Origin of the sequence: Altererythrobacter sp. GH1-8 (assembly GCF_043702085.1) — a bacterium.
Taxonomy (GTDB): Bacteria; Pseudomonadota; Alphaproteobacteria; order Sphingomonadales; family Sphingomonadaceae; genus Erythrobacter.
Map to the genome: position 1 here is coordinate 927121 of NZ_CP171690.1, position 11771 is coordinate 938891.

At 58.4% G+C, this 11771-nt stretch carries 12 protein-coding genes; 7 read left to right on the forward strand and 5 right to left on the reverse strand.

Annotated elements, in window-relative coordinates:
- Positions 1-12: 12 nt before the first annotated feature.
- The 6 genes from hisS (at position 13) to metK (ending at position 7141) form a co-directional block, all read left to right on the forward strand.
- Entirely contained in the window at positions 13-1263 is a 1251-nt protein-coding gene (gene hisS, locus ACG9DO_RS04575; RefSeq protein ID WP_394730545.1) for a histidine--tRNA ligase, read from the forward strand.
- Between the two features lie 104 nt (positions 1264-1367).
- A complete protein-coding gene (prfA, locus tag ACG9DO_RS04580; protein ID WP_394730546.1) occupies positions 1368-2435 on the forward strand; it encodes a peptide chain release factor 1 in 1068 nt (355 codons plus the stop codon).
- Positions 2432-3259 (forward strand): peptide chain release factor N(5)-glutamine methyltransferase, encoded by an 828-nt coding sequence (gene prmC / locus ACG9DO_RS04585; protein ID WP_394730547.1) that lies wholly within the window; start codon positions 2432-2434, stop codon positions 3257-3259. Before prfA ends, prmC begins: the two co-directional genes overlap by 4 nt.
- Positions 3260-3499: 240 nt before the next feature.
- Complete coding sequence (locus ACG9DO_RS04590; RefSeq protein ID WP_394730548.1) at positions 3500-4144, forward strand: DUF4167 domain-containing protein; 645 nt, start codon at positions 3500-3502, stop codon at positions 4142-4144.
- 64 nt (positions 4145-4208) lie between these two features.
- Positions 4209-5825: an apolipoprotein N-acyltransferase gene (gene lnt / locus ACG9DO_RS04595; protein WP_394730549.1), complete on the forward strand. Its 1617-nt coding sequence runs from the start codon at positions 4209-4211 to the stop codon at positions 5823-5825.
- A 74-nt stretch (positions 5826-5899) separates the two neighbouring features.
- The gene (metK, locus tag ACG9DO_RS04600; protein WP_394730550.1) at positions 5900-7141 is read left to right on the forward strand and encodes a methionine adenosyltransferase; all 1242 of its coding nucleotides are present in this window, start codon (positions 5900-5902) and stop codon (positions 7139-7141) included.
- A gap of 77 nt (positions 7142-7218) precedes the next feature.
- Here metK and ACG9DO_RS04605 read toward each other — a convergent pair whose 3' ends face one another.
- The 3 genes from ACG9DO_RS04605 to ACG9DO_RS04615 are packed head-to-tail and all read right to left on the reverse strand — an operon-like array spanning position 7219 to position 8739.
- Positions 7219-7608, reverse strand: coding sequence for a hypothetical protein (locus ACG9DO_RS04605; protein WP_394730551.1), 390 nt, complete (start codon positions 7606-7608; stop codon positions 7219-7221).
- 28 nt (positions 7609-7636) lie between these two features.
- Complete coding sequence (locus ACG9DO_RS04610; protein ID WP_394730552.1) at positions 7637-8167, reverse strand: hypothetical protein; 531 nt, start codon at positions 8165-8167, stop codon at positions 7637-7639.
- A 26-nt stretch (positions 8168-8193) separates the two neighbouring features.
- A complete protein-coding gene (locus ACG9DO_RS04615; RefSeq protein ID WP_394730553.1) occupies positions 8194-8739 on the reverse strand; it encodes a GbsR/MarR family transcriptional regulator in 546 nt (181 codons plus the stop codon).
- A 122-nt stretch (positions 8740-8861) separates the two neighbouring features.
- Between ACG9DO_RS04615 and ACG9DO_RS04620 the strand changes: the two genes are divergently transcribed.
- Entirely contained in the window at positions 8862-9938 is a 1077-nt protein-coding gene (locus ACG9DO_RS04620) for a hypothetical protein (protein WP_394730554.1), read from the forward strand.
- Between the two features lie 16 nt (positions 9939-9954).
- Here ACG9DO_RS04620 and ACG9DO_RS04625 read toward each other — a convergent pair whose 3' ends face one another.
- Together ACG9DO_RS04625 and ACG9DO_RS04630 are read right to left on the reverse strand one after the other, a co-directional pair.
- The gene (locus ACG9DO_RS04625; RefSeq protein ID WP_394731199.1) at positions 9955-10620 is read right to left on the reverse strand and encodes a CoA transferase subunit B; all 666 of its coding nucleotides are present in this window, start codon (positions 10618-10620) and stop codon (positions 9955-9957) included.
- Positions 10620-11342: a CoA transferase subunit A gene (locus ACG9DO_RS04630; RefSeq protein ID WP_394730555.1), complete on the reverse strand. Its 723-nt coding sequence runs from the start codon at positions 11340-11342 to the stop codon at positions 10620-10622. Before ACG9DO_RS04630 ends, ACG9DO_RS04625 begins: the two co-directional genes overlap by 1 nt.
- Between the last annotated feature and the right edge of the window lie 429 nt (positions 11343-11771).

An 11771-nucleotide genomic window follows, 5' to 3' on the forward strand; every position in this document is an offset into this window, starting at 1 on the left:
AATCGCGCGGCCATGGGAAAGAATTCACCTCAGTCCATTCGCGGGACACAGGACATCTTCGGCGCAGATGCCGAAGCGTTCATCTTTGTGGTCGAAACCTTTGAACGCGTGCGCAAGCTCTATCGGTTTTGCCGGGTCGAAATGCCGGTGTTCGAGAAGACCGAAGTTTTCAGCCGCGCGATCGGCGAGACGACTGATGTGGTCTCGAAAGAAATGTATTCGTTCGAGGATCGCGGAGGAGATTCGCTGACTTTACGGCCTGAGTTCACCGCGGGCATTGCGCGAGCTTATCTCGAGCGCGGCTGGCAGCAGCACGCGCCATTAAAGGTTGCAACGCACGGGCCTCTGTTTCGGTACGAGCGTCCGCAGAAAGGGCGCTATCGCCAGTTTCACCAGATCGATGCGGAGATCATTGGGGCTGCCGAACCGCAAGCCGATGTGGAACTGCTCGCCTTTGCCGACCAGCTCTTGAATGAGCTCGGCATCACGGACGTGACGCTGCACCTTAACACGCTCGGCGATGCGGACAGCCGGGAGGCATGGCGCGCGGCGCTCGTGGAATACTTCCTGGCGGTGAAAGACGAATTGTCTGAGGATTCGCAGGAACGGCTCGAGAAGAACCCGCTGCGTATTCTCGACAGCAAGGATGCGCGCGATCGGAAGTTTGTCGCCGATGCGCCTAAGATCGATGATTTCCTGACCGATGAAGCGAAAGCGTTCTTTGAAAGCGTGACCTCGGGCCTCGATGCAGCGGGCGTGAAGTGGAGCCGCGCGGAAAGCCTGGTGCGCGGGCTCGACTATTACCGCCACACCGCGTTCGAGTTTATCCCGGATGAAGGGTCTGAGGCGGCGAGCAAGCTTGGTTCGCAAAGCACGATCCTGGGCGGTGGGCGCTATGACGGCCTGATGGAAAGCCTTGGCGGCCCTGCAACGCCTGCGGTCGGCTGGGCAGCCGGGATCGAACGGCTGGCGATGCTCGTGGGGGAGATGGGCGAGGCTAAGGCAGATGTGGTTGTTGTCGTCGAAAATGATGATCGCCTCACCGATGCCGTTGCGCTGATGGGCGCGCTACGAAAAGGAGGCTTCTCCTGTGAACTCGTGGCCAGCGGCTCGCCCCGTAAGCGATTCGACAAGGCCAAGAAGATCGCTAGCCATTCGCTGGTGTCCTTCGCAGTGACCGACGAAGGTTCGCCGATGCGGATTATGGGCGATGGCGGAAAACGCCACACGGCAGTTGAAAGCTTCATCCTGACCGGTCGTTAGCAATGATCGTCACCCCGGACTTGATCCGGGGTCCAAAGCGGAGCCACCGCTTATCCTGAATTGGATTCCCGCCTGCGCGGGAATGACGGTAAAGAGAAGTTCTGATGCGAATACCCGCTGAACGCCTTGATCAGATCGCGCACCGCTTTGCAGAGCTGGAAGCGCGCATGGCTTCGGGCACCCTTGAAGGGGACGCATTTGTGCAGGCGAGCCGCGACTATGCCGAGTTGGAGCCGGTCGCGAAGATTGCGGGGCAGGTGAAGGCCGCGCGCGACGAAATCGCAGGGCTGGAAGAGATGCTCTCCGATCCTGAGATGAAAGCGATGGCTGAGGAAGAACTCGCGAGCATTCGCGAGGAGCTTCCCGAACTCGAACGCAAGCTCGCGGTCGCGATGCTCCCAAAGGACAGCGCCGATAACAAGCCGGCCATGCTGGAAATCCGCGCTGGCACTGGCGGCGATGAAGCGGGGCTGTTCGCTGGCGATCTCTACCGCATGTATGAGCGCTTCGCAGCTGAACAGGGCTGGAAGGTCGAACCTGTCAGCATGAACGCGTCCGAGGTTGGCGGGTTCAAGGAAATCGTCGCCAATATTCGTGGGACTGGAGTTTTTGCGAAGCTCAAGTTCGAAAGCGGCGTCCACCGGGTCCAGCGTGTCCCGGTGACGGAAAGCGGCGGGCGCATTCACACTTCCGCTGCGACTGTGGCGGTCCTGCCCGAGCCGGACGAAGTCGACGTCCAGATCAACGAAGGCGATCTCAAGATCGATACCTATCGTGCGTCAGGCGCTGGCGGCCAGCACGTCAACACCACCGACAGCGCGGTGCGGATCACGCACTTGCCGACCGGCATTGTCGTTCAGCAGCAGGACGAGCGCAGCCAGATCAAGAATCGCGCGAAGGCAATGCAGGTTCTGCGCACACGGATCTATGATCACTTGCGGGAGCAGTCGCAGGGCGCAGAAGCTGAAGCGCGCAAGGCCATGGTCGGCTCGGGCGACCGCTCTGAACGCATCCGCACGTACAACTTCCCTCAGGGGCGCGTGACCGATCACAGGATTGGGCTGACGCTCCACAAGCTTGATGAAATCCTTGCCGGGCCAGGGCTTGGAGAATTGACCGACGCATTGATTGCCGAGGACGAGGCGAAGCGCCTCGCTGCGATGACAGAATGAAGGTCGCGGAGGCAATTCGGTACGCGGCCGAACGCCTTTCCGCCACTTCAGATACAGCACGCTTTGATGCCGAATTGCTGATGGCGCATGCGCTCGGAACGGACCGTTCGGCAATGCTGCTCAGGAGCATGAGCGATCCTGTGCCAGCGAGCTACGATGCCTTGGTCGAACGCCGTGCACGGCATGAGCCGGTCGCTTATATTCTGGGTCATGCGGAATTTTTTGGGCGCGGTTTTCTTGTCGCGCCGGGCGTGTTGATCCCGCGCGCGGACAGCGAAACCGTGGTCGAAGCCGCGCTGGAAGTCGGTCCCAAGGAAGGCCGCGTGCTCGATCTTGGAACAGGCTCGGGGGCTCTGCTGCTGACCCTTCTGGCTGAGCGAGAGGGTCTGGACGGCGTTGGCATCGATGCGAGCTTCGATGCGATCCAGATCGCAGCAGAAAATGCAGCGCGGCTCGGGCTTTCCGAACGCGCCCGCATTCTGAAGGCAGATTGGACCGCACCTGGCTGGACGGACGATTTGGGACGGTTTGACCTGGTGATCGCGAACCCGCCTTACGTTGAAGAGGATGCCGATCTTGCGCCCGATGTGCGTGATTTCGAGCCCGCACTGGCGCTGTTTGCCGGGCCTGAAGGCTTGAATGATTATCGCATTATCATTCCTGCGCTGAGCAATTTACTTTTACCCCAAGGCATTTGTGTCCTCGAAATTGGTCGACATCAGGCAATGGCTGTATCAAAAATTGCTGAAGAATCAGATTTTTACACGGAAATACGGCCTGATTTGGGAGGCCGGCCTCGCGCAGTCATCCTCAAGCAAAGGTAAACGGGGGTTGGCAAAGCCTGTTTGGCAAGCTACCTCCGAATCAAGCCCATCGGTCAATGCCTCGTTGCTTGTCGATGCGCTGAGTTCCGCAACACAGTTGAGACTGGCAGACGGGTAACCTCTGCTGAATGGTGCGGAGGAGCAGCGCTGCTCGACATACAGCGCATAGCTTGAGGGGTTTGCTGGCTTGCGCGTGACCTGAAACTTAACTCGCAGCCTTCATTTTAGGATGAGATTTCCTTGAACAATAACCGCAATAATCGTCGCCGCGGTCGCGGCAATCGCAATCAGGGCAGCGGCAATTCCGCTAACCGGATTGACAGTCGGGCTCGGGGCAATGCGCCACAATTGCTCGACAAGTACAAGAAGCTGGCCCAGGACGCACAACACAATGGCGACCGGGTGCAGGCTGAGTATTACCTGCAATTCGCCGACCATTACTTCCGCGTGATCGCGGACAATAAGGCGCGTCAGGAAGAGGCCCGCGGCAAACGCCAGGATGACCGCGGCCAGTCAGACGACGACGATGACGATGAGTTTGATGATCGCGATGATCGTCGTCGCAACAATCGGCGTTCGCGCGGCCGAAACGATGATGGTGCTGATCAGGACCAGAGCGAAGGCGAACGCGGGCTGGAAGGCGAGACCTTCACAGACGAAGATGACGAGGCCCCGCGGCCGCGCCGCGCGCGCAGCGAAGGGCGAACTCGCCGCAAGAGCCGAAATGATGAAGTCAATGGTGCCGATACAGGCGAAATCGACGCTGGCGTCTTGCCACCGGCGATCTCTGCCGGTTCCGAAGACTCCGGAGAGAAGCCCAAGCCCCGTCGTCGGCGTAAGCCGGTTGAGGAAGATGGGGATGATGGCATTCAGGCAGTTGGCTAGGATTGGCGCAGACTGACGCTTGCCCGTATGAGAGCTAGGATTGGTTCAACAGCGAGGCGCTAGAGTGTCAGTCCTCCTATCGCGTGCCTATTACCTGATGGTCGACCGACCAGCGATTTCCTCGCTGGTTCTTGGTCTCGTGGCAGCCACTGGATATCCGCCGCTTGGGCTATGGCCCTTCACGATCCTTGCGCTCGCTGCGTTCATTACCCTGCTGCAGGGCGCGCAGAATCTGAAGCAGGCAGCCTGGTGGGGCTGGCTGTTCGGTTGGGCGCATCTGAGCCTCTCGAACAACTGGATCGCGACGGCGTTCACTTATCAGGCGGAAATGCCGCCAGCACTCGGCTGGCTGGCTGTACCTCTCCTCTGCATCTACCTCGCAGTCTATCCGGCGCTCGCAGCGGTCGGGACACATTTCGTAACCGGCCTGATGATGAAGCGGTTCCAGATGAACCCGCCGGGTCTTACCAGTTTTGCGGCTCTGTTTGGGGCCCTTTGGATCGTGACTGAGTGGCTGCGCAGCTGGGTCTTTACAGGATACCCCTGGCCGCCACTGGGCCTCGTTTTTCTCGGTGATTTCACCCGCCCCGGGCTGGCGATGCTGCTTCCCTGGATCGGGACCTACGCGCTTTCCGGCTTTGTTATCATCATTGCAGGTCTGCTTGCGGCTCTGGTTGTTTACCGCCACTGGATTCTCGTGGTTGCTCTGGGGACCATCGTTGCCTCTGGCATGTTCCTGCCCGCGCTTCAGCAGCTTCAACCCGGCAATGTCCGTTTTGCCCTGATTCAGCCACTGATCCCGCAAACTGAAATGGATGACCCTCGCAAGTTCGAGGAGCAGTATGCCCGGATCGCCGAACTGACTGCACCTGGGCGGGGTGACCGGCGGCTGGTCTTGTGGCCGGAAAGCTCCTTGCCCGACTATCTCGAGGATGGATATCCGCAGCGCTACTATGTCCAGATGACAGCTGGAGGCGATCCTGCATTTGCGCGGCGCCGGCTGGGTGCGTTGATCGGTGAGGACAGCTTGCTGCTAGCGGGTCTGATACACCTCGACATAGGTGAAAGGGGCGGTCGCCGCGCCGCCGTAAGCGCGCGCAATGCGGTCAGCGTCATCAATCCCGCCGGAGAATTGGAACAGACATACGTCAAGGCGCATCTGGTTCCCTATGGCGAGTATCTCCCGATGCGCGAAATCCTTGAGCCGCTCGGCCTTTCGCGTCTGGTGCCCGGCAGCATTGACTACGCTGAAGGGCCTGGGCCACAAACGCTTGATCTGGATCGATTTGGGCGAGCAGGCATCCAGGTCTGTTATGAAATCGTGTTTTCAGGTCAGGTTGTCGATCGCGAGAACCGGCCTGACTATATTTTCAATCCTTCCAATGACGGTTGGTTCGGTGCCTGGGGCCCGCCGCAACACCTGGCGCAAGCACGTCTGCGCGCGTTGGAGGAAGGGCTGCCGGTGCTGCGTTCGACCACCACGGGGATCAGCGGAGTGATCGATGCTCGCGGTGTAGTCCGCGGCTACATTGGGCAAGGCAAAGCCGATCGGATCGACGGGTTCATTCCTCCTCCTGCTGAGCCGACATGGTTTGCAAGACTCGGCAATATTCTGCCCCTTTCCTGGGCATTACTCATTGCGTTGTTATCCTTGGTTGTCATGTATCGGCGCTCGGTCTAGAACCCCCATCCAGACATAAAGAATTCCTTATATGGCCTTTTCAGAGGCCGTCCCCTCCAATTTGCAGAGGTCCTATGCGTTCCGAATATCTTTTCACATCCGAAAGCGTTTCTGAAGGTCATCCGGACAAGGTTTCCGACCAGATATCCGATGCGATTGTCGACCTCATGTTGTCGAAGGATCCGGAAGCGCGCGTTGCGTGCGAGACCATGACAACCACCCAACGCGTCATCCTGTCAGGCGAGATTCGCTGTGCTCCGATGTATGACCAAAGCAATGAAGCCTGGGCGGTAAATGGCGGCTGGGCACCGGGCGCAAAGGAAGAAATCGAGCAGGCCGTACGCAGCACGGTGCGTGACATTGGTTACGAGCAGGAAGGCTTTCACTGGAAGACACTGACCTTTGAAAACCATTTGCACGGGCAGTCAGCGGAAATCGCAATGGGGGTGGATGCAGGCGTAGACGGCTCGAACAAGGACGAAGGCGCTGGCGACCAGGGCATTATGTTCGGCTTTGCTTGCGATGAAACGCCGGACCTGATGCCCGCAACACTCGACTACAGTCACAAGATCCTCGAGCGACTGGCGGCGGACCGTCATTCCGGTGCTGCTCCGTTCCTTGAGCCTGATGCCAAGAGCCAGGTGACACTTCGGTACAAGAACGGCGTACCTGTGTCCTGTACCGCAGTGGTGGTCTCAACCCAGCATGCGCCGGGATACCACACCGGCGAGAAAGAGGCCGAACTCAAGGCCTATGTCAAACAGGCGGTGAGCGATGTCATGCCTGCTGGCCTGCTCTCGGACGAGACCGTGTGGCACATCAACCCGACTGGCGCGTTCGAGATTGGCGGACCGGACGGCGATGCTGGCCTGACTGGCCGCAAGATCATAGTCGATACCTATGGCGGCGCATCACCGCACGGCGGCGGTGCATTTAGTGGGAAGGACCCGACCAAGGTTGACCGTTCAGCCGCTTACATCACCCGCTATCTGGCGAAGAATGTTGTGGCTGCTGGCCTCGCTAAGCGCTGTACGATCCAGATTGCCTATGCAATCGGCGTGTCGGAACCGCTCTCGCTCTATGTCGATACGCATGGCACAGGCACTGTCGGTGATGACAAGCTCGAAGAAGCGATCAAGTCGATTGCCAAGCTCGGCGGGCTCACCCCGCGCGGCATTCGCACGCATCTGGGGCTTAACAAGCCGATCTACCGCAAGAGCGCGGCTTACGGTCACTTTGGCCGGACGCCTGATGGCGATTTCTTCCCTTGGGAACGGACCGACCTCGTCGATGATCTGAAAGCGGCAGTCGCCTAACAGGCTCCTCTTCAACCGAGACAACGCAGAGCGGCGCCCCGGTCCTCTGGAGCGCCGCTCTTTTTGTGTGCGTTACCTCAATTGCCAGCCGCTGCAGCTTCAGCCCATTGCCCTTCGCGGTACCAGTGACCGACCTTGCGGCCGAACTTGGCAATCGCATTCATGTTGAAGAAGTGCATCCCGCCAAGCACCAGGACAGCAAAGCCGACCTTGGTGCTGAGGAACCGCACGGCATCGGGCATATTCGCAGGGGGCTCACCAAAACGCAGAGCCAGCAGGATGAAACCCAGGTTCACCAGATAAAACCCGACAACCAGCAGATGGTTGGTAGACTTGGCGAGAACCTTGTCGTGCCCGAAGCAATCGATCAGGAACACTTCGCCATTCTTGGAAAGAGTTCTCGCGACCCAGATAGTCAGACCAATGCTGATCGCGAGATAGGCGATATAGGATGGGACTTCGTACATGATTTCCTCCTTCTTCGTGGTGGAGTCTTCAGTGAATGAGGTCGTGGATGGGGTTAGTGCGCTTTTGGGCTTCGAGATTCTCGCGCTCGGTTTGCCGGGCCTTCGCTATCCCTTCGCGCCAACGACCCCAACGATAGGCGGAAGCAAGGCCTGCGAGCATTCCGGGCAGTACGAAAAGCAGGATTTCAGATACGTCGGTCGAGGAATTCCCGAAGAGAACCCAAAGGATGAGGAGGCCGGCGAACGCTCCGAAACCGGAGTAGAGCCAGGCAGCCTCCATCTCTATTGCCCGGAGCAGGGCGGTAATAGGGAGTCCGATGAGGACCATGCCTGCTGCTGCGTAGATACCGACGAAAATGCCGAAGGCCACAATACCCCCGACTAAGTCCATCATGCTGGTGACGCCACCTTCCATGAATGCGAAGCCCGCCACCAGAGATGCAGTGCCAGCCAGCGTCCCCCAGATCCATGCCGCAATGAAATTCCCGAGCCCTGAAAGGCCGCGGCGATCAGAAATTTCTGTAATTTCAGAAACTCGTTCCTGTGGTTCTTCCAGCACGGTTCTCGGCTCCTTTCATTCAGGGATTAGTTTGCGGATTTGCTGCCGGGCAAAAGCCGGGCGACTTTGCTGCCGAGCTTCATCAGCGTGACGAGCGTCGATTTGGGCAGTCGCTTCACATCGGCATACCAGCCAGCGAGATTGCCGATGAAGTCATGCATCCGCCCGATCCGCTCTCGCACATGCGCAGGCACTTCGCTGCGGCCTTCAAGGCTTTCAGCCAGTTCGCCCAGCAGTTGGATGGTCGGATCGATCTCGCGCCGCTTTCGCTCTGCGGTAATCTTCATCAGCATGTCCCACAGATCGATGTCCGCGGTGAAGTGATCGCGCCGGTCGCCTTCGACATGGACGCGCCGGACAATCTGGTAGGATTGCAGCTCTTTGAGGCCATTGGAGACGTTGGAACGCGCAAGGCCCAGCTTTTCGCAGATTTCCTCTGCATGCAGTGGACGATCAGACAGATAGAGCAGCGCATGCATCTGCGCGACCGAGCGATTGACGCCCCATTCGGTGCCCATCTCCCCCCAATGGAGAATGAAGGATCTGACTTCAGGGATGTCCATGATGCTCATGGCGACTCGCCTTCCTGTTCGTTATTTCTGTAATTACAGAAATCGATGATATGGTCAAGCGCGCTTCGCTCTTGCAGAGGAAGGCGAGACCTGTAACTCTTCAACCGGACGGAGGGAACTTCATGAATGTGCTTATGAAAATCGCGTGTGTCGGTGCGGTCGCGATTGCCTCAGCGCAGCCTGCTTTGGCGCAGCGCGTGCTGGAAATCGATCCGGAAACCGTTTGGGAGCATCCGCATAGCGGGATCAAGGTTCCGACAGAGTTAGGCGGGCTACCGCGTGGTCGGGTGACCGAATTCACACCTGATTACCTCAATCTCGGCTTTTCCTTCCGCGTAGACGATCAGCCAGACGAGATTTCGCTCTACATCTATCGCAACACCAATGGTGGTGTCCCTGTGTGGTTCGAACAAGCGCGCAAGGGAATTGAACTCCGCGAAATCTATGCGGGTCCCGAGCTGGTTTACGAGATTGCGCCCTATGCCTGGCCCGGGCAGGAAGGATGGGTCGGTTTGCGTGCATTCTATGATACGCCGAACTCCGACTATGCCAGCAGTACAGGGGTTGCGCTGTTTTCCGTGAACGGCTGGTATGTAAAAGTTAGGGTGACATCCAAGACACGCTCCGCCGCCGATCTGAGCCTTTGGGTGGACACTGCGCTACGCGAAGTGATGCTACCCGAATTGACAGCTCCGCAAGCCGCGCCTGACCCGATTTCAGATTGCGCGGAGAAGCTCGAGTTCAAGAAGAAAGCCAAAGATGCGACGGTCGACGGCGCCTCCAGCATAATCAATGCACTGCTTGGCAGCGTTGCTGCTGAAAAGCTGGCCGATGATGATGAAGCCGAACAGTCGGAACCTGTCATCTGGTGCCGCGACGGGCAACTGAGCCCAATGCAGGTTGCCTACCGGGCCAACGCCTCCACCGATTCCTATCTGATGGCATTGGGCGATAGCGGCATCGGCGTTTCGGTCGCCCCCGATTCAGGGGCTGCCCTTATGGCAGGGGCATCTGGTGGCGCAGCGAAGAGCTATTCCATTGCTCTGATCACTGATAATCAGCAGATCAATTTTGTGCCGCAGACTCGATTGCCATCGTTCAAGCGCGTGATGGAGATTATCAACGCTAACCGCCGGGTCAGCGCGACCTCAACATGGGGAGAGGGCAACAAGATCGAGCTTTCACCCGGCGCGCTCTAGCGGTCGGGCCTCCAATCTAAGCCGTCTCTAGAGCCACTTCATACTGCGCAGTCGTGCTCGCAGCGATTTGTTCTTTGGTGACGCCGGGCGCAAGCTCGATCAGGCGAAATGGTGACTGTTTGTCCGGCCGCTGAAACACGCCGAGGTTGGTGATAATCATGTCGACCACATTCTGCCCGGTGAGCGGAAGGGTGCATGCCGGGATGAACTTGGGGTCGCCTGCCTTGCTCGTGTGATCCATCACCACGATGATCTTCTTGACGCCTGCGACCAAATCCATCGCGCCGCCCATTCCCTTAATCATCTTGCCGGGGATCATCCAGTTGGCGATGTCACCGTTTTCTGCCACTTCCATCGCACCCAGGACGGTCAGATCGATATGGCCGCCGCGGATCATTGCAAAACTTGTCGCGCTGTCAAAGTAAGCGGAATGTGGCAGCTCGCTGATGGTCTGCTTGCCGGCATTGATGAGGTCGGGGTCTTCCTCCCCCTCATAGGGGAAAGGCCCAATCCCCAGCATGCCGTTTTCGCTTTGCAGCGTGACATGCATGCCTTCAGGGATATGGTTTGCGACCAGTGTCGGGATGCCAATGCCCAGATTGACGTAATAGCCGTCTTTGAGCTCGCGCGCGGCGCGCGCGGCCATTTCATCGCGGGTCCAGCCTGCAGGTGCCTCAGACATCATGCACTCTCCCTTTCACGCACTGTGCGGAACTCGATCTTCTTGTCGTACGGTGCGCCAACGATCATGCGATTGACGAAAACGCCGGGCAAATGGATCGCATCCGGATCGAGCGAGCAGGTCGGCACTATCTCTTCGACTTCGACTACGCAGACCTTCCCGCAGGTAGCCGCCGGTTGGTTGAAGTTGCGAGCCGTCTTGCGGAAGACTGCGTTCCCCGTCTCATCCGCCTTCCATGCTTTGACGATTGAGAGATCGGCGAAGATCCCGCGCTCGAGGATATAGGTTTCTTCGACACCGTCGCGGCCGACAAAGCTCTTGTGCTCCTTGCCTTCAGCGACCTGCGTGCCAACGCCGGTCTTGGTGAAAAAGCCGGGAATGCCTGCGCCGCCAGCGCGCATCCGCTCTGCCAGCGTGCCTTGCGGGCAGAACTCGACTTCGAGCTCGCCAGACAGGAACTGACGTTCGAATTCCTTGTTCTCGCCAACATAGCTGCTGATCATCTTCGCAACCTGCTTGGTGCGCAGCAGCATGCCGATGCCTTCATTGTCGATTCCCGCATTGTTGCTGGCAAAGGTCAGACCCTTCACGCCGCTGGCCCTGATCGCCTCCAACAAGCGCTCAGGTATGCCGCACAGACCAAAGCCTCCGCTGGCGATCACCATGTTGTCTTCAAGCAGACCCTCAAGGGCTGCAGCGGCATTCGGATAGAGCTTGTTCATGGCTCGCCCTCTAGCGTTGTGCGGGTGCGAAGTCACGCTTCATTGGGCTCGCTGAAGCAGCACACCCCGTATCGATCGCGCCGACGCTGCTGTGGAGCAGGCCGGTTTCGCTCTAAGGGTAGAAAGTGATGCACTTGCGAACGGGACCGATGATTCGGAGAAACCGGCGCTTGCCCCTGCTGCGCAGGACAAGACAATCCGATTCATGTTGAAATTCCAGAAAAATTGGCCGGGTTCTGAAGGTTGCAAGAAGTGCAACCTAAGATGTTCTTTTCGCACTTGCACAATTCTCTTCGCACCTGCAAAACGGTGAGGCCTTATAGGCATCCTCTCCCAAGACTTTCATGCCCGGTTGGCTTGCCAACCGGGCATTTTTCTTGGTCAAAGCCCTTGCGCGAGAGCGCCTTAGCGCACAGATCGGTCTTGAAT

What these genes read in the sequence shown, in the direction of transcription:
- prmC (WP_394730547.1), top strand. Translation starts at nt 2,432, where the DNA reads ATGAAGGTCGCGGAGGCAATTCGGTACGCGGCCGAACGCCTTTCCGCC.
- ACG9DO_RS04630 (WP_394730555.1), bottom strand. Translation starts at nt 11,342, where the DNA reads ATGAACAAGCTCTATCCGAATGCCGCTGCAGCCCTTGAGGGTCTGCTT.
- prfA (WP_394730546.1), top strand. Translation starts at nt 1,368, where the DNA reads ATGCGAATACCCGCTGAACGCCTTGATCAGATCGCGCACCGCTTTGCA.
- hisS (WP_394730545.1), top strand. Translation starts at nt 13, where the DNA reads ATGGGAAAGAATTCACCTCAGTCCATTCGCGGGACACAGGACATCTTC.
- ACG9DO_RS04625 (WP_394731199.1), bottom strand. Translation starts at nt 10,620, where the DNA reads ATGTCTGAGGCACCTGCAGGCTGGACCCGCGATGAAATGGCCGCGCGC.
- ACG9DO_RS04605 (WP_394730551.1), bottom strand. Translation starts at nt 7,608, where the DNA reads ATGTACGAAGTCCCATCCTATATCGCCTATCTCGCGATCAGCATTGGT.
- metK (WP_394730550.1), top strand. Translation starts at nt 5,900, where the DNA reads ATGCGTTCCGAATATCTTTTCACATCCGAAAGCGTTTCTGAAGGTCAT.
- ACG9DO_RS04620 (WP_394730554.1), top strand. Translation starts at nt 8,862, where the DNA reads ATGAATGTGCTTATGAAAATCGCGTGTGTCGGTGCGGTCGCGATTGCC.
- ACG9DO_RS04615 (WP_394730553.1), bottom strand. Translation starts at nt 8,739, where the DNA reads ATGAGCATCATGGACATCCCTGAAGTCAGATCCTTCATTCTCCATTGG.